This is a genomic window from Nostocoides sp. F2B08 (assembly GCF_009184895.1).
Classification (GTDB): domain Bacteria; phylum Actinomycetota; class Actinomycetes; order Actinomycetales; family Dermatophilaceae; genus F2B08.
Genome location: NZ_WESE01000006.1, coordinates 151,595 through 168,999, shown reverse-complemented (window position 1 = coordinate 168,999; position 17,405 = coordinate 151,595). Strand labels below are relative to the sequence as shown.

Genomic DNA, 17,405 nt, shown 5'->3' with positions numbered 1-17,405 from the left:
CGCTGGGACGAGCGGCGCCCAGCCGCGCCGGACCGCGGGAGGCGAGCACCGCATACCTCCTCGTCATGCCTGTGTCGCGGAGCCGGCCTCAGCCGCGGCGGCGCTTGCGGCGCGATGACCTGGGCTGCGCCTTGGCGCTCTTCTTGGCGTTGAACTTGTCGACCGTGCGGGTGCGGTCGTGCTCCTCCTTGCGCCGCGCCTCCTCCGGCGTCGGCGCGGTGCCGCCCAGCCGGGCGGGCACGAAGCGCAGGTCGCGCCCGGTGAGCTTGGGGTATGCGGCGATCTGCTCCTCGAGCTGGACCCGCATGATCTCGTGGAGACGTTCGGTGGCCTCGGTCACGTCCTCGTCCGGGCCGATGAACATCGGCGGCCCGACCCTGATGAACACCGGGATCTTCGAGCGGCCCAGCCGCTTCGGCAGGTGCTTGGTCCACACCCGGTGCGAGCCCCAGACGGTGGTCGGGAGGATCGGCACGCCGGCCTCCTGCGCCATCCGCACCGCGCCGGACTTGAACTCCTTGAGCTCGAAGGACAGCGACATCGTCGCCTCGGGGAAGACACCGACGATCTCACCCGACTTGAGCGCGTCGATCGCGGCCTGCAGGGACCCCTGCCCGGCCCGCCGGTCGACGGGGATGTGCTTCATCCCCCGCATGAGTGGCCCGGTCACGCCGTGCTCGAAGACCGACTTCTTGGCCATGAAGCGCGCCACCCGCTTGTGCTTGCGCAGCGCGAGCCCGGCGAAGGTGAAGTCGAGGTAGCCCTGGTGGTTGATGGCCTGGACCGCCCCGCCCGTGTGCGGCACGTACTCCTCGCCCTCGATCCGGAACTTCAGGCCCATGGTGAAGAACGCGGTGCGGGCGAACCCGATCACGGGGGTGTAGACGGGCTCCATGGCGCTAACCCTACGGGAGCGTAGGAATACCGGTTCGGCCCAGTCCCGCAGGTCTGGGAGGATAACCGCCATGACCCACGACCTCACCCCATCCCGTGCTGCCTCGATCCCCGAGCGGCCCTCGCTGGAGGGCCTCGAGGAGAAGTGGACGCAGGTATGGAGCGAGGAGCAGACCTACGCCTTCGACCGTGAGCGGGCGCTGGCGGGCGAGCGTTCGGACGTGTTCTCGATCGACACCCCGCCCCCGACGGCCTCGGGCTCGCTGCACATGGGACACGTGTTCTCCTACACCCACACCGACTGCATGGCCCGCTACAAGCGGATGTCCGGCTTCAACGTGTTCTACCCGATCGGCTGGGACGACAACGGCCTGCCGACCGAGAAGCGCGTGCAGAACTACTACGGCGTGCGCGGCGACGCGACCCTGCACTACGACCCCGACTTCACCCCGCCGCACCACGGCGACCGCACCTCGCTGAAGTCCGCCGACGAGGTGCCGATCAGCCGCCAGAACTTCATCGAGCTGTGCGACGAGCTGACCGTCAAGGACGAGGAGGCCTTCGAGTCCCTCTTCCGCCGCCTGGGTCTCAGCCTCGACTGGAACATCTCCTACCGCACCATCGACGACAACACCCGCGCGACCTCCCAGCTCGCGTTCCTGCGCAACGTCGAGCGCGGTGAGGCGTACCAGGCCGAGGCGCCGGGGCTGTGGGACGTGACCTTCCAGACCGCCGTCGCGCAGGCCGAGCTCGAGGCCCGCGACTACCCCGGTCACTACCACCGGGTGTCCTTCCACGGCACGTCCGAGGCCGGCGAGAGCATGCCGGTGCACATCGAGACGACCCGCCCCGAGCTCATCCCGAGCGTCGTCGCGCTCATCGCTCACCCGGACGACGAGCGGTATGCGTCGCTCTTCGGCCGTACGGTCCGTTCCCCGCTGTTCGGGGTCGAGATCCCCGTGCTGGCCCACACGGCCGCCGAGATGGACAAGGGCGCGGGCATCGCGATGTGCTGCACCTTCGGCGACCTCACCGACGTCCTGTGGTGGCGCGAGCTGCAGCTGCCGACGCGCTCGGTCATCACCCGCACCGGACGCCTGCAGGCGGAGGTGCCGGAGTGGCTCGCCGACGGGCCGGGCGCCCAGCTGTACGCCGAGGGCCTGGCGGGCAAGACGGCGTTCTCGGCGCGCGAGGCGATCGTCGCGGCGCTCCGCGAGTCCGGAGACCTCGAGGGCGAGCCGACCCCGACCCAGCGCAAGGCGAACTTCTACGAGCGCGGCGAGAAGCCGCTCGAGATCGTCACCTCCCGGCAGTGGTACATCCGCAACGGCGGCCGGGACGCCGAGCTCAACGACGCCCTCGTCGCCCGCGGCGATGAGATCGACTTCCACCCCTCGTTCATGCGGGCCCGCTACGCGAACTGGGTGCAGGGCCTCAACGGTGACTGGCTCGTCTCACGCCAGCGCTTCTTCGGCGTCCCGATCCCGGCGTGGTACCCGGTCGACGCGCAGGGCGAGATCGACTACGACAACCCGATCCTGCCCGCTCCGGAGCAGCTGCCGGTGGACCCGGCCGCCAACCCGCCCGCCGGTTACGAGGAGCCCCAACGCGGCGAGCCCGGCGGCTTCGTGGGCGACCCGGACGTCTTCGACACGTGGGCGACCTCGTCGCTCACCCCGCACATCGCGGCCGGCTGGCGAAATGGGGATCCCCTCTTCGAGAAGGTCTTCCCGATGGACCTGCGCCCGCAGGCCCACGACATCATCCGCACGTGGATGTTCGCGACGGTCGTGCGCGCGCACTACGAGCACGGCAGCGTCCCGTGGACGAACGCCGCCATCTCGGGGTGGATCCTCGACCCCGAGCGCAAGAAGATGAGCAAGTCCAAGGGCAACGTCGTCACGCCCGAGGACGTCGTCCAGCAGCACTCCGCCGACGCGGTGCGCTACTGGGCCGCGAGCGGCCGGCTCGGCACCGACGCCGCCTACGACGTCGGGCAGATGAAGGTCGGCCGCCGGCTGGCGATCAAGATCCTCAACGCGAGCAAGTTCGCGCTGTCCTTCGGCGAGGTTGCCGGCACCACGACCGAGGACCTCGCTGCTCAGGTCACCGACCCGCTCGACCAGGCGCTGCTCGCCTCCCTGCGTGAGGTCGTCGTCAAGGCCGGGGCCGGGTTCGAGTCGTGGGACTACACCCGCAGCCTCGAGATGACCGAGACGTGGTTCTGGAGCTTCTGCGACGACTACCTCGAGCTCGTCAAGGACCGCGCCTACGGCGGCCGCGGCGAGGCGGGCGCGACGAGCGCCCGCGCCACTCTGCGATTGGCCCTCGATGTCGTGCTGCGGCTCTTCGCGCCGATCCTGCCCTACGTCACCGAGGAGGTGTGGAGCTGGTTCCACGACGGCTCGGTGCACCGTGCGTCCTGGCCGAGCGCCGACGAGCTGCCGAGCGTCGGGGACGCGAGCGTGCTCGCCTCGGTCGGCGCGGCGCTGGCGGCGATCCGCAAGACGAAGTCCGAGGCCAAGGTGGGCATGCGCACCGAGCTCTCGGCCGTCACGATCACCGGCCCCCAGTCCTCGCTCGCCCAGGTGCGGGTCGCCGAGGCCGACCTGCGCGCCGCCGGCCGGGTCACCGGAACGCTCGACTACGCCCCGAACGGCAGCGCGAGCGAGCCCGTCGCTGCCCGCGATGTCGAGCTCGTCGTCGAGGAGAAGTAGCGGCCCGGCTCGTCAGCCGATGACACGGGGCCGGACGACGACTGAGCTGCCACGTCCCCGGGTGAGCACCGGGTAGGACTCGGTCGTGACGAGGTCGCCGATCTCGATCTGCCGCTCGGCCCGGGACCGGTCGGCGACGTGGACGCGGACGACGAGGTCCGCGCCCGGGTCGACCTCGCCGACCTCCACCTCGGTCATTGTTGGAGTGCCGGGATCCACCTCCTCCAGCAGCGTCTCCCCGACCACGACCGACGGTGCGTCGGCCCTGCTGACGTCCTCCACCGTCACCACCGCGTATGCGTTCTCGGGCAGAGGGGCGTGCTCGGGCCATTCGATCCGCACGGATACCTTCGGCATCATCGGCCCCTTCAGTCGGTGGCGGTTGCGGTCGGTGACGTTTCAGTCGCTTGACGTTTCATCCGGTGACGGTCACCGGCGGTCGAGGTCGGTCAGCATCCGCGCCATGCTCGCCGTGATCTGCTGACCGGTGACCTCTTCCACGAAGAGCCATTGTCCCGCGGGGTTGACCTCGAGGAAGACATGCCGCCCATCCGGTGTGCGTCGCATGTCGACGGCGCCGTAGCGCAGGCCTGCCGCCTTGAGCAGCCGATGCAGGGCCTCGACGACGACGTCGGGAAGCACCGCGGGCCGCATGGAGACTCCCCGCCCCGTATCGAGGAAGAGTCTGAAGTCGAGCGGGTAGGGCAGTTCCTGGCTCTCGATCGCCGCCGCGAACACGTGCTCCCCGACGATCGTCACGCGAAGGTCGACCTCGGCGGGCACGAACTCCTGGAAGATCACGGGCGCCAGCTGGACCCGGTCGAGGAGCTCGTACTCCGCCGACCCCACCTGTCGCGTCTCGCGCCAATGGGTCTCGGTCGCGGAGAATGCCTTGCAGATGACCCGGGTCGGACCGAGCCGGTCGACGAAGGACCTCGCCTCCTCCGGGTCGCTCGTCACGAGGGTCTCAGGGATCTCGAGTCCAGCGGCGCGGGCAGCCGGCAGCTGCCACGTCTTCATCATCGCGGTCTCGATGGCCGCAGGAGGGCTCACCCAGGTGATCGGCAGGGCACCCCAGAAGCCGGCCATCGCCTCGTAGGTCTCGTTGGCCGCCCACGCAGCCTCCATGGGGTCCGTGATGCGGGGATCGTGGGCCGGTGGTCGTGGCCGGCGCCACCATCCCGATCCACACCGGTCGAGATCGAGCCAGGCACCATCCGCCAGCCTCAGCCGCCACCTGTCACCCCGGGGCCCGTGCTCGGCGGCCATTCCGACTGCTGCCGGCAACCCCGCCGTGTCGACGACGACCGCCTCGCTCCCGATGGCCGCCAGAGCGGACAGCATCGGGGCCAGGTGGTCGTCCTCGTCGTGCGATACGAGCAGGATCACAGAATCAACCCGGATACTGGATCGCCGCCACCACCGCGTCGTACTCCTCCTGCGCCCGGGCCAGCTCCGAGGTTGCCGCGGTCAGGGCAGTCTGGAGCGCGACGACGTTGCGTCGAGCCTCCTCGACCGCAGCCGACGCTGCCTCGAGCGCATCCATGAGCGCCGCGTCCTCGCCCTGGACGTCCGCGTGGTGCCCCGTGGACAGCAGGAACGGAGAGATCCTGCCGGGGAAAGGGCCCGGCTGTCGAGGGATCGGGATGCGCACGTCGTCAGCGACCTTCTTGATGCCTCCGCTCGGCCCGTCGTCACGCACCTTCTTGATCGGGTCCGACCACGGCTGCTTGGGTATGTCGTCGCGTAACTTCTTCCATCGAGGCGGGTCGGTCCACGGTCGCTTCGTGGTGGGTCCGTCGTCGCGGATCTTCTTGAACGTGCCCACCCCGCCGCCGTCGTCGAAGGTCTTCTTCACACTGGGGCCCGGCCGGCCGTACATCTCGGCCACCGCATCGAGGTCGCCCTGGCTGAGGGCTGTCCGCTGGCCGATCTGGGCGGTCGCTGGGTTGGTGGGCGTGATCGTGTCCTGCCCGTTGCGGGAGAACGCAGTCCGCTCGTAGTGCATGATCGAGCCGTAGTCGTACGGCCCCACGTCATCGCCATCGGCGATGTGCTGGTTGAAGTTGTGCTCCCGACCGGCCTGGATGTTCTGCCAGTGGATGGTGACGAACTGGTCGCGGTCCTCACGGCTCTGTTCGTGCCACAGACCCACGGCGTGACCGATCTCGTGGATGCCGCGCCCGGCGTCGCAGCCGGTGCCCATCGAGATGTCCTGCCTTCCGGTCCCTCTCATGCCCACCTGAGACGAGCATCCTGTGCCGTGCATGAAGCGCACGTAGTTCGGGTAGCTCGCGGCGTTGGCCGATGTCCGCAGGATGAACCGGATGACGGTGTGCTGCTCCCAGTGGGCGATGGCGTCGTGCACTCTCTGCTGGTCCGGCATCGCCGGGTCGATCTCGTACGGCACCTGCCCTCCGGGCCAGCGGAACTGACTCCCGGGGAGGATGACGCCCTGCTCCAGGCCCTCGGTGCGCATGGCGGCAGTCGCGGCCTCGACCTCCTCGACACTGCCCAGGTCGATATCGCCCTCGAAGATGGCTCGGCCATCGACGACGGCATACTGGACCGCCTTGGGTCCGAACGTCAGTCCCGCGATGATCGCGGTGCCGATCTCCGGGGAGCTCTGCGCCTCCGGGTTGTCGGGGCTCTTGCGGGGGGTGCTCTTCTTGGCGGTGCTCTTCTTCGCGCCGCGTCCTGGTGTCTCTGACATGACCGTACCCTTGCACTAGGCGAACGGATGGCCACGTCGGTGGCGGCCACCGCGAATCACCTGTGCTCGCGGCGCGTCGTCGCCAACGCCACCCGGACTCAGGTTACGCCCGGCGTTGCCGACGGACAATGTCCTCGGGCATCGCCTCAATGTCGTCCTAACCCTTCCGTCGGACCCCTCTCGGGTCCACCATGGTGCTACAGTGGGGGGCGACCTCTCATGAACGCGGCGAGTCGTCCGGCGGCCGAACCCCGGTCAGGGACTGCGGCACGTGGAGGCGACGGATGAAACCAGCCGAAGTGAAGGCGCTGAACCCACGACTGTCGCCCAAGCTGGACGTTTTTCTGGGCGGCTCAAACGAGGTCAACGCAGCCCGTGCGGAACAGTGCCCGTCGGTTGCGCTGCCCGAGCCCGCTGCCGAGCTCGACTCCGAGGCCACGGGTGCGGCCGAGACAGCGACCCCGGCCGGCGCCGACGGCACGTCCGGTGTCGAAGCACCGGAGGACGGGGCGCGACCGATCCGAATCCTGCAGCCGGAGAAGGTCGCCCGGCTCGCGGCCGACCTCGAGGAGGACGTGACGCCGACCCAGGTGTCGTTCTCCGCATTCGTCCAGATCGACCGTGACCTCGACCCGGAGGCCCACGCTCGTGCCGTCTCCGAGGTGCGCGAGCACGCGACGAGGGTGCGCTGGAAACTCGACACCGCCTCCGTCGAGACCACGGCCTCCGGGATCTCGCGGATCCTCGCCATCCCGGGTGTCTCGTACGTCGAACCGGGACAGACCCTGCGCGGGCCGGAGCCCGTCGTCGGGACCCGGACCGGCCCCCCGGACCGGGCCATGCGCAAGATCGCCACCCAGAGCCGCCGGCACGGGTACGGTCATGACGTTCTCGTCGGCATCATCGACGTCGGCGGCTTCGACTTCGCACACAGCGACTTCCTGGACCGCGACGGCCAGACGCGGTGGGTGGCCATCTGGGACCAGGGCGGCACCACGCGGCCACCCCCATCCGCCACACGCCCGGGGGACCGGGAGGCGCTGCACTACGGGTCGGAGATCCTCCAGACGCACATGAACGCCGCCATCGCCGCCTCCTCGACGCGGAGGATGGCGGCCACTGCCCTGGAGCCGCAGTCCCAGATGAGGATCGCCTCGCACGGCACTCACGTCGCCTCCATCGCGGCAGGCAACAGAGGGGTGGCACGGAGGGCCATGCTCGCCGGCGTGCTCGTCGTCCTCCGTCCGGAGGACACCGAGGCGGCTTCCAGCTTCTACGACTCGACCCGCATCGCGGACGCGGTCGACTACCTGCTCGACCTCGCGGCGGAGCTCGGGAAGAAGCGGAACAAGGACGGGATACCTCTGCCTCTCTCGATCAACATCAGCCTGGGCACCAACGGCCACGCGCATGACACCTCGAGCACTATGGCGCGCTGGATCGACAACGCCTTGGCCACCCGTGGCCGGTGCGTGTCGGTGGCGGCCGGAAACGCCGGGCAGGTCGAACCGCGCTGGCCCGGGGACATGGACTTCGTCAAGGGCCGGATCCACGCCGGCGGCTCGCTACCGGCGACGAGCCTGCGCCATGAGCTCGGATGGATGACCGGCGGCGAGGGCATCTCCGACGTCTCGGAGAACGAGCTCGAGATCTGGTACGGACCGCAGGACAGGTTCGACGTCGAAGTGAAGCCCCCTGGTCTGCCGTGGCTGCCGAAGGTGCCGCAGGGCTCCAAGATCCGCAACGAGGTCCTCAAGAACGGCACTGTGCTCAGCGTGTACAACGAGGCCTACCATCCGGCGAACGGGCTCAACCGCATCTCCGTGGTCCTCTCGCCGTTCTTCGGTGAGGTCGCGGCGGACGGTTCGCACCAGATCGGTCCCATCGCGACCGGCGAGTGGCGGGTGCGGCTGACCGGGGTGGTCGTGCGCGACGGGCGGTTCGACGCCTGGATCGAGCGCGACGACCCACGTCGGCTCCCGGGCACCGGGAACCAGTGGGCGTACCCCTCGCACTTCGCTCCCAGCTCCTACACCAGCGACCGGATGATCAACTCCCTCGCCTGCGCGGAACGTATTCTCGCTGTGGCCAACGCCGACCTCGGGGTGAACGCCGCTCACATCACCTCGAGCCGAGGCCCTACCCGAGACGGACGGAGCAAGCCCGACATCGCAGCCGACGGCACGAAGGTCGTCGCGGCCCGCGGCTTCGACCGTGCTTTCCCATGGATCGAGATGACCGGCACGAGCATGGCCTCGCCTTTCGTCTGCGGGGTCGCCGCACTCATGCTGGGGCTCGCACCATGGCTGACGTCGGCGCAGATCCAGGGGATCATGCGCTCGACCTCGGCGCCGCTGCCCGGCCAGACCTTCGGGTGGCGCAACGACACCGGGTTCGGAGTCATCGACGGTGGAGCCTGCCTGGCCCGTACGGCGGAGTTCGTCGACATGCATCGGGCGATGCTCAAGGAGATGCGTCGGAAGGAGGGATGACATGCGCCTCAGGGTGTTCTTCGCGAGCGACGGCGACTGCCTCCTGCTCACCTCCGGCGACGGTCGGCACGTTCTCATCGACGGCGGGCGCAGCGGGACCTTCACGAAGCACACTCGTCCATCTCTGGACGAGCTGGCTGCGGCCGATGAGCCCATCGATCTCGTCGTCGTCAGTCACACCGATGCCGACCACATCTCCGGCGTCATCTCCCTCCTGAAGGAGGTGGCTGCCTGGGAGGTGTACGACTACCAGGTGAACGAGCAGGGGAACACCTCGTTTCCCAAGCCGAGGTCCTCGCAACCACCGGCGATCCTCGGACTGTGGCACAACTCGTGGCGCGCGCAGGTGCAGGACCTCGAGGGCCCCATCAGCGCATTCGCCGGCCGGGTGGCCGAAGCCCTCGAGCTCACCTCGGGGACAGCCGAGGGTCCGGCCCTCGACTCCATCGGAGGCCTCGCCGAGAGCATCGCCGATGGAGTCACCCTGCTCCACCTCGTTGACGACGAGACCCCGATCTCTCGCAACGAGGCCTTCGGCTCGGGGCTGGTGCTCCTCCGTGATCCGGTGCACGAGGAACAGGTGGGCACCATGAGCCTTCGCGTGATCGGTCCGGCCGAGCGCCACCTGAAGACGCTGCGCGACGAGTGGCGCGACTGGCTTGAGCGCCAACCCGGCACCACCACAGGGCGCGACACCACACCTGGCTCGGGTGTGGAGTCGTCCACGAGCACCCTGCCGATGTCGCCCGCGGCGGCGCGCGCGATGGTACGTGAGATCGCCGCTGCCACCCTCACCGACGATGCCGCCGACGCTGAACCAGCCATCATCGAGAAGACCCGACCCAGTGCTGTGTCTCCGCCCAACCGGGCGTCGATCACGCTGCTCGTGGAGGAGGACGGGCACACCCTGCTCCTCACCGGCGACGCGGCCGAGGAGGAGATTCTGGACGGCCTTGAGGCGGCCGGCTGTTTCGAGGACGGCGATCCTTTCCGGTGCAGCGTCGTCAAGGTGCAGCACCATGGGTCGGAGCACAACCTGAGTAGAGGATTCGCCAGCCGTGTGCTCGCCGACCACTATGTGTTCTGCGCCGACGGCGCCCACGCCAACCCGAACCCGTCCGTCGTGAAGACCCTCCTGGAGACCCGACTGATGGATGCGCGACCCTTCACGGTCTGGTTCAACTGCTCAGTGGAGCGCACGCTGCCCCAACGCCGCAAAGCGCTGCGAGCGGCACTGCATGAGGCGCACAGGCTGCAGACCCGGCATCCCGGGCAGCTCACCGTGCGTGTTCTGCAGGACGATCAGGCCTTCTTCGACATCGAGGTGTGACGGCCGGTCGGTGCGCACCGAGGCCAGGTCTATGGCTGAGTGCCTGTCGCGATCTCATGTTCGCTCACAGTGAGCGCTGCCGCAGCGTCGTCCACCGCCGCATACCGCTCGCCGTACCGCTCGAGCACCCAGCGGAACTCCTGCTCACTCGTGAACCGATCCACGGTCAGGAAAGCCCTGGGATCGCTGACGCTACGGAACAACTCGGTTCCGCGGAAGCCATCGGACCGGGCGAACAACCGAGCCCATGTCCCGTCGCCGCCGTAGACGCGCAGGAACTCAGCCTCACGGCCGCCTCGGACCTCGTACTGCCACACCCTCACGAACATCTCCCCAGGGTCCCCCTTCGAAGGCCGCCGCGTACACACAGAGACCCTGGGACGCGCCGCAACGCGGGTGTGGTCTCCCCCACCCTTCCCGAGCCGTGGCGACCTGCGCGAGTAGCGTCGTAGGTGCCGGGTCAGTGCGCGTTGACACTCCGGTCCGCCGGCCCGGTCGTAGTCAATGGCCCGACGGGCCGAGAAGGTCGAACGATGACCCACAAGGCGCTCTCCGAAACCCGCACATCCTCCCCCGCGCCACAGGTGGCGGGACCGCCAACGACGCGGCACGGAGACATGACCCCACGGTCAGTGTGGTGGTTCTTCGCCGCCACGTTCGCGGTGACCTGGGGTCTGGGCATGCTGGTCATGCTCTTCCTCGACCCGATCGAGTCCGTCTTCGGACCGATGGGGTACACCAACCCCGTCTTCGTCCTCATGGTCTACTCGCCGGGCTTCGTCGCCCTCGTCATGGTGTGGCGGCACTACGGCGTGCGCGGTCTCAAGGGATTCCTGCGCAGGCTCACGTTGTGGCGGATGAGCCTCGGATGGTGGCTCCTCCTTCTCCTGGGGATGCCGGCGGTCTTCTACGCCGGCGCGGCGGTCAACGGCACCGCGACCGACTTCCCCTTCGACCCCTGGGTCGGCGTGCTGCCCGCCCTCATCCCGGCCTTCCTCATCGGGCCCATCGAGGAGCTGGGGTGGCGGGGCATCGCTCTGCCACTCCTGCAACGCCGATTCGCCCCGCTCTGGTCCGCGCTCATCGTCGGCGCTGTCGCCGCACTCTGGCACACGCCGGCCTTCCTCATGTCCGGGACGAAACAGTCCGCCTGGAGCTACTGGCCGTTCTTCTTCGGCGTCGTCGCGATCTCGGTGATCCTCACGCCGATGTTCAACGCCGCCCGCGGCAGCCTGCTCGTCGCCGCCGTCTTCCACGCGCAGATGAACGGTCCGGCCTGGCCGGACGCCCAGCCCTGGGACATGCTCGGCTTCGTCATCGTCGCCGTCGTCATCGTCCTCGTGCAGCGCCGCACGATGCTGACCCCTGGCACGGGTGCCGTCGATGTGGTCCTGCCATCCCGCGACGACGCACGCACCGGTCGACCCGCGACCACAACGGACCGGGCGGTGGAGCTGAAGCGGCCGTCATGAGGCTCTCCGGCCTCGGGGCGGGACGGGCGCTGCTCGCGGCAGTGGCCACGCTGCTTCTCGCCCTCCCTGCTCCGACGGCCGGTGCTTCCGATTCGCCGGCGGCCCTCGATCGGGCAGCGAGTACGCTGCAGTCCGAGCTCGACGCCGTGGGCATTCCGGGTGGCGCCGTCGCGGTCGTCTCCGACGGGCGGGTCGGTGCCACAGGCGTTGGCGGTACCGGTGACGGCCGGACGACGACGGCGGACACCCCCTTCGTCATCGGCTCCGCCACCAAGTCCTTCACGGCCCTGGCCGTGATGCAGCTCGTCGACGCCGGTCGGGTGGACCTGGACGCCCCGGTTCGCCGATACGTGCCCGAGCTCGAGCTGTCCCCCGGGGAGCCGGTCGACGCCATCACCGTCCGGCACCTCCTCCACCACACCAGCGGACTGGACGACCTGGCCGGGGGTCCGCTGCTCGCCTCCGCCGCCGACGGGACGCCGCTGGATACGGTCGCCGAGCTCGACCAGGCCCGCCTCGTCTCGGCACCCGGCAGGCATTGGCGGTACGCCAACGTCAACTACGTCCTCGCCGGTCTCGTCGTCGAACGCGCCTCCGGCCTCGCCTACGGCGACTACGTTGAGCAACGGATCTTCGAGCCGCTGCAGATGACCGACAGCCACGCCGCGCCAACCTCGACACCCGCTGACGAGCTGAGCAGGGGACACCGGTTCTGGTTCGGCTGGCCCGTCGCGACCGAGCCGGTCCGGCGCGAGGCCACTCTGGCAGCCGGCTACCTCGTGTCGACCGCCGAGGACCTCGGCCGCTACCTGGCGATGCTCATCTCCGGTGGCGTCTCCGCGGACGGCACCCGTGTCGTCTCGGCCGAGGGCCTCGACCTCATGCTCACCCCGGCGGCCGACGCCACCCTCGGACCCTGGGCCGACGGGCAGGCGTCCTCCTATGCGATGGGCTGGTTCCGCGGAGGCCCGTGGGGCGACGACATCGTCTTCCATCCCGGCAACACCCCCGACACCACCACCCTGCTGCTCATCGCGCCCGCGCAGGGCACGGCGGTCGCCACTGTCGTCAACGCCGGTCACGAGATGCCCGTGCCGGGCAACCCGGCCATCACCGACCGGGTGACGCGCAACGTCGCCCACGCCGCGCTCGACCAACCCATCGTCGACCTGCCGTCCCTTCAGCGCTTCTACCTCGGCTTCGACATCGCTGCAGCGCTCCTCGTGGGAGCGGCCATGATGGGGGTGGTCCGAGCCGTGCGCGCTGCCCGTCGTCCTCGTCCATCGCACCGGACCCGACGCTGGGTCGGCGTGGTGCTGAGGTCGCTCCTCGCCGCCGCTCTCGTCCTGCTGCCCGCGTCGAGCGTCGGGTGGGGAGGACTGTGGACCTGGGCACCCGACCTCGCAGTCGTCATCGCCCTCCTGGCCGCCTGCCTCACACTCACCGCCGGGCTGCGCCTGATCGAGCTGCTCCGCGCCATCGGGGGAACCCCGTCCCCGAGCCCACCTCCCACGCCGGCCCGCGATGCGGCCACGGCGGCGGCGCGCAGCTGATGACGAGTGGTCGAGGTGCGGCTGCGGCGGACGAGGCCCGGCTGGCTAGCATGGCGAGTGGGCCCAAGCCCGGCTGAACCGCAGCCGGGACAGGCACCGTCAGGAGAGGACGTCACATGCCGAACGAACTGCTCGTCGTAGGACTGGACGGCACGGACCGCTCGCACGACGCCTTGCGGTTCGCGCTCACCGAGGCCCGGCTGCGCGGCGGCTCGGTGGAGGTCATCACCGCCTTCACGGAGGATGAGAAGGACGGCGGCCGCCAGAAGGCCGAGATGATCCAAGAGGAGGCCAGAACGACGGTTCTCGCCGACCACGACGGCGAACCGCCGGTCTCGTTCCACGTGGTCGCAGGCCGACCCGAGCACATTCTCGTGGACGCGTCCTCCCGGGCGAGCCTCCTGGTCGTCGGCGCGCACGGCGTGGAGTCCATCATGCACACGGCCCTCGGCTCGATCAGCGAGTACACCGCCCGCCTGGCCTACTGCCCCGTCGTGGTCATCCCCGCACCGGAACCCTCGTGACTGACCACCGTCGCCGGCCTGCTTCGGATCTCTCACGCAGGTGAGGCGTCGACCTCGGCGAGTCGCGCATACCCCCTGCTGAGGACGCCGTGGCGGACCGCACGCGGACCGGTCGGCGCGACCACGAACCACGGCACGTCCCACCCCGACAGCCCCAGCTCATGCGTGGCGAAGCTGCGCACGCTCCGCGCCCGCACCGACCCGTCCGCTGGATCGTAGATGTCGAGGCGGTCGTCGCCGTTGCCCGGCAGGATGAGCAGCACGTGCCGCGGCATGGTCGCCGAGCCGACGTACAGCAGCGCCGGCATCCCGTCGGTGACGACGGCGTTGAGGCGGTCGAACACCTTGGCGAGCGTCTCCTGCGGCAGCGGCCGCAGCACGACGATGTCATAGTCGGTCCCACTCTTTGCCGCGCCGAGCTCGAGCTCGCGCTTGGCGCCCCACGGCGGGGTTCCGAGGAACCGCGGCCATGGCAGGTTCAGCCCCGCCCGGTCCAGCGCGAGACGGTTCGTCCGGCGGTGCACGACCTGCTCGTAGGCGGCGAACCGGGCCGCGGGCGAGTCGCCCTTCGGCGAGCCCGGGCGGGCGCCCTCCCCCGTCGCGATCCACTGCGCGAAGACAGGGTCGACGAGCATCCGGGCCACGGTCAGACAGGCCGACCCGCAGGTCAGGTTGCTCTGCTGGCGCGGCCCGGTGTCGCCGTTGGCGAGCCGGTATGCGGTGGGAGCCACTCCCCTATCCTTGCCGACGTCTCGGGTCAGGGCCAGAGGTGAGCGCGACCAGGTGGGCTGCGCTCAGGCGGAGCGCTTGCGGGTCCGCTTGGGGGCCGGCTCGTGGCGGACGATCGTCGGCAGCACGTTGTTGTCGACGACGTCCTTGGTGATGACCACGCTCGCGATGCCGTCGTCGCTCGGGACGTCGAACATCGCCGGCAACAGCACCTCCTCCATGATCGCCCGCAGGCCACGGGCACCCGTTCCCCGCAGCAGGGCCAGGTCGGCGATCGCATCGATCGCCTCGTCCTCGAAGACGAGCTCGACCCCGTCGAGGTCGAACATCCGGTGGTACTGCTTGACGAGCGCGTTAGCAGGGCCGGTCATGATCTCGACGAGCGCGTCCCGGTCGAGCGGGGTGACGCTCGTGACGACCGGGAGGCGGCCGATGAACTCGGGGATGAGGCCGAACTTGATGAGGTCCTCGGGTCGGATCTCGTCGAAGCTCTCGCCGGCGTCCTTGGGCATGTGCAGCTCGGACCCGAAGCCGAGGCCCTTCTTGCCGGTGCGCGCCTCGATGATGCGCTCGAGTCCGGCGAAGGCACCGCCGACGATGAAGAGCACGTTGCTCGTGTCGATCTGGATGAACTCCTGGTGCGGGTGCTTGCGCCCGCCCTGGGGCGGCACCGACGCGGTGGTCCCCTCGAGGATCTTCAGCAGCGCCTGCTGGACGCCCTCGCCGGAGACGTCGCGAGTGATCGACGGGTTCTCGCTCTTGCGGGCGATCTTGTCGATCTCGTCGATGTAGACGATGCCGGTCTCGGCCTTCTTGACGTCGTAGTCGGCGGCCTGGATGAGCTTGAGGAGGATGTTCTCGACGTCCTCACCGACGTATCCGGCCTCGGTGAGCGCCGTGGCGTCGGCCATCGCGAACGGCACGTTCAGGCGCCGGGCGAGGGTCTGCGCGAGGTAGGTCTTGCCGCAGCCGGTCGGGCCGACCAGGAGAATGTTGGACTTGGCGATCTCGACGTGGTCGGCGTCGCGCTTGCCGGTCGGGTTCTCCTCGGCCTGGATCCGCTTGTAGTGGTTGTAGACCGCCACCGACAGCGCCCGCTTGGCCTTGTCCTGGCCGACGACGTACTTCTCGAGGAAGTCGTAGATCTCGCGCGGCTTGGGCAGCTCGTCGAAGGTGAAGTCCGTTCCCTCGGCGAGCTCCTCCTCGATGATCTCGTTGCAGAGGTCGATGCACTCGTCGCAGATGTAGACGCCGGGGCCGGCGATGAGCTTCTTCACCTGCTTCTGGGACTTGCCGCAGAAGGAGCACTTGAGCAGGTCGCTGCCCTCACCCATGCGTGCCATCTCCTGATCGTCCTCTCGCTGGCCTGCTCTCCTCCACCGAGGCTTCGAGGATCCTGATCCGTGCTGATCAATGCTGATCCGGACGTGCCCGTGGCTTCGGCGTATCCCCGACGGTACCTGCCCGACGCGGCGCTACCCCTCAATGAAACCGCCAATCGGCCCGCGAGTCCGGCTCTGTCCGCTCTCAGCGGACAGCGCCTCGCCGCGGCAGAAGCACCTCGATCGTGGCTCAGGTCGTGCGGGCGGTGCCCTGCCAGGGGCGGCGCAACGCGAGGATCAGGGTGCCCACCGCCGCGGCGGCCACACCGGCACCGAGCCAGAGCCAGCCGGTGCGCGTGACGGCCCATCCCGACGGGCCGGCGTCTCCGTCGGCAGCCGGTGGTCCGGCGACCGGCGCGAGGGGCGCGCCGAGGGCGTCGAGGTCGGAGTCGGGGACGTCGGCCAGACCTGCACTGCCCGTGCACAGGTTCGTCTCGAGCCCGTCGGCCGACGACGACGCCATGACCAGATAGGTCCCTCCCTCTTCGAAGGGGAACCCGCACGCCGCGCTGTTGTCGGCGGTTCGCACGACCGCGTCCTGAGCGACCGGACCGCCCTTGTAGACGTCGCCGACCTCGAAGGTGTAGTCGAGCATGGCCCCGAACTCACCGTTCGGTGCGGCGTCGCGGCTCGTGACCGTGCCGACGAAGATGACGTCCGCCTGCGCGCTCGCCTCCTCGAACGTCATCGCGAGGCACGAGCACGCCGCGCAGGTCTGGGGCGCGAGGACCGCCAGGAGGGCGGCGACCACAAGGAGTACAGGGGTGCGGAGCAGCCGACGACGCTGTCGGCTCACTGTCGTGTCCATGCGGGTCAGACGCGACGACCGCCCCGTCGGTTCCCGGGGCGGTCGTCGAGATGAGGTTGTCGAGATCGAGTCCTCGAGGCTGTCTGCGGGTCAGGTCTGGAAGCTCGCCTTGCGGGACTCGAGCACGGTGTCGATGAGCCCGTAGTCTCTGGCCTCGGCGGCCGAGAGGATCTTGTCGCGCTCGATGTCCTCGTTGACCTGCTCGGGCGTCCGGTTGGTGTGGTGGGCCAGGGTCTCCTCGAGCCAGGTCCGCATCCGGAGCACCTCGTTGGCCTGGATCTCGATGTCGGACGCCTGACCGTAGTCGCCTCCGGCGAGTGCCGGCTGGTGGATGAGGATGCGGGCGTTGGGCAGCGCATACCGCTTGCCGGGCGCTCCGGCGGCGAGCAGGACCGCGGCGGCCGAGGCGGCCTGGCCGATGACGAAGGTCTGCACGTCGGGGCGGATGTACTGCATCGTGTCGTAGATGGCCGTCATGGCCGTGAACGAGCCGCCCGGGCTGTTGATGTACATGAGGATGTCGCGGTCCGGGTCCTGCGACTCGAGCACGAGGAGCTGGGCCATGATGTCGTCGGCGCTCGCATCATCGACCTGCACACCGAGGAAGATGATGCGGTCCTCGAAGAGCTTGGTATAGGGGTCGAGGCGCTTCATCCCGTAGGACGTGCGCTCCTCGAACTGCGGCAGGATGTATCGGCTGCTCGCACCGGGGACGGCGAGCCGGCCCTGCGGGCCGAGCGGCATGGCGTGGTTCATCGAGATCTCCTGTGCTCGTTCGGGTCGCGTCGGTC

The 17,405-nt window shown here is 69.3% G+C and carries 15 protein-coding genes; 6 read left to right on the top strand and 9 right to left on the bottom strand.

The features are described 5' to 3' along the window. Positions 1–88: 88 nt before the first annotated feature. On the bottom strand, positions 89–895 hold the full coding sequence (locus GA707_RS14515) for a 1-acyl-sn-glycerol-3-phosphate acyltransferase (RefSeq protein WP_152179159.1): 807 nt from the start codon (positions 893–895) through the stop codon (positions 89–91). A gap of 70 nt (positions 896–965) precedes the next feature. Here GA707_RS14515 and valS point away from each other — a divergent pair, with 70 nt between their 5' ends. Next, entirely contained in the window at positions 966–3,611 is a 2,646-nt protein-coding gene (gene valS, locus GA707_RS14510; protein WP_152179158.1) for a valine--tRNA ligase, read from the top strand. 12 nt (positions 3,612–3,623) lie between these two features. On the opposite strand, the gene GA707_RS14505 is transcribed toward valS, so the two are convergent. The 3 genes from GA707_RS14505 to legP all read right to left on the bottom strand — a co-directional run bounded on the left by GA707_RS14505 (position 3,624) and on the right by legP (position 6,324). Next, positions 3,624–3,968 (bottom strand): YbaY family lipoprotein, encoded by a 345-nt coding sequence (locus tag GA707_RS14505; protein WP_193315345.1) that lies wholly within the window; start codon positions 3,966–3,968, stop codon positions 3,624–3,626. 72 nt (positions 3,969–4,040) lie between these two features. Next, positions 4,041–5,000 carry an alpha-L-glutamate ligase gene (locus GA707_RS14500; protein WP_152179156.1) on the bottom strand — a complete coding sequence of 320 codons (960 nt, stop codon included), beginning with the start codon at positions 4,998–5,000 and terminating at the stop codon, positions 4,041–4,043. Positions 5,001–5,004: 4 nt separating this feature from the next. Continuing rightward, positions 5,005–6,324 carry a Dot/Icm T4SS effector Zinc-dependent metalloprotease LegP gene (gene legP, locus GA707_RS14495; RefSeq protein WP_152179155.1) on the bottom strand — a complete coding sequence of 440 codons (1,320 nt, stop codon included), beginning with the start codon at positions 6,322–6,324 and terminating at the stop codon, positions 5,005–5,007. 284 nt (positions 6,325–6,608) lie between these two features. On the opposite strand from legP, the gene GA707_RS14490 reads away from it, so the two are divergent. After that, positions 6,609–8,816, top strand: a complete 2,208-nt coding sequence (locus GA707_RS14490; RefSeq protein ID WP_152179154.1) for a S8 family serine peptidase — start codon at positions 6,609–6,611, stop codon at positions 8,814–8,816. 1 nt (position 8,817) lies between these two features. Beyond that, complete coding sequence (locus GA707_RS14485) at positions 8,818–10,146, top strand: MBL fold metallo-hydrolase (protein WP_152179153.1); 1,329 nt, start codon at positions 8,818–8,820, stop codon at positions 10,144–10,146. A 29-nt stretch (positions 10,147–10,175) separates the two neighbouring features. On the opposite strand, the gene GA707_RS14480 is transcribed toward GA707_RS14485, so the two are convergent. Continuing rightward, positions 10,176–10,475, bottom strand: coding sequence for an antibiotic biosynthesis monooxygenase (locus GA707_RS14480; RefSeq protein ID WP_152179152.1), 300 nt, complete (start codon positions 10,473–10,475; stop codon positions 10,176–10,178). 288 nt (positions 10,476–10,763) lie between these two features. Here GA707_RS14480 and GA707_RS14475 point away from each other — a divergent pair, with 288 nt between their 5' ends. The 3 genes from GA707_RS14475 (at position 10,764) to GA707_RS14465 (ending at position 13,695) form a co-directional block, all read left to right on the top strand. Next, the gene (locus GA707_RS14475) at positions 10,764–11,618 is read left to right on the top strand and encodes a type II CAAX endopeptidase family protein (protein ID WP_152179151.1); all 855 of its coding nucleotides are present in this window, start codon (positions 10,764–10,766) and stop codon (positions 11,616–11,618) included. Next, entirely contained in the window at positions 11,615–13,171 is a 1,557-nt protein-coding gene (locus tag GA707_RS14470) for a serine hydrolase (RefSeq protein ID WP_152179150.1), read from the top strand. The genes GA707_RS14475 and GA707_RS14470 overlap by 4 nt, the downstream gene beginning before the upstream one ends. Positions 13,172–13,287: 116 nt before the next feature. Further along, positions 13,288–13,695 carry a universal stress protein gene (locus GA707_RS14465; protein ID WP_152179149.1) on the top strand — a complete coding sequence of 136 codons (408 nt, stop codon included), beginning with the start codon at positions 13,288–13,290 and terminating at the stop codon, positions 13,693–13,695. Between the two features lie 32 nt (positions 13,696–13,727). Here the strand turns inward: GA707_RS14465 and GA707_RS14460 are convergent, their stop codons facing one another. From GA707_RS14460 to GA707_RS14445, 4 genes are all read right to left on the bottom strand, one after another. Beyond that, positions 13,728–14,426 (bottom strand): hypothetical protein, encoded by a 699-nt coding sequence (locus tag GA707_RS14460; protein ID WP_226963816.1) that lies wholly within the window; start codon positions 14,424–14,426, stop codon positions 13,728–13,730. A 63-nt stretch (positions 14,427–14,489) separates the two neighbouring features. Beyond that, on the bottom strand, positions 14,490–15,767 hold the full coding sequence (gene clpX, locus GA707_RS14455) for an ATP-dependent Clp protease ATP-binding subunit ClpX (protein ID WP_152179148.1): 1,278 nt from the start codon (positions 15,765–15,767) through the stop codon (positions 14,490–14,492). Positions 15,768–15,996: 229 nt separating this feature from the next. After that, entirely contained in the window at positions 15,997–16,614 is a 618-nt protein-coding gene (locus GA707_RS14450) for a hypothetical protein (RefSeq protein ID WP_152179147.1), read from the bottom strand. A 90-nt stretch (positions 16,615–16,704) separates the two neighbouring features. Continuing rightward, positions 16,705–17,358 (bottom strand): ATP-dependent Clp protease proteolytic subunit, encoded by a 654-nt coding sequence (locus GA707_RS14445; protein ID WP_152179221.1) that lies wholly within the window; start codon positions 17,356–17,358, stop codon positions 16,705–16,707. Positions 17,359–17,405: the final 47 nt, after the last annotated feature.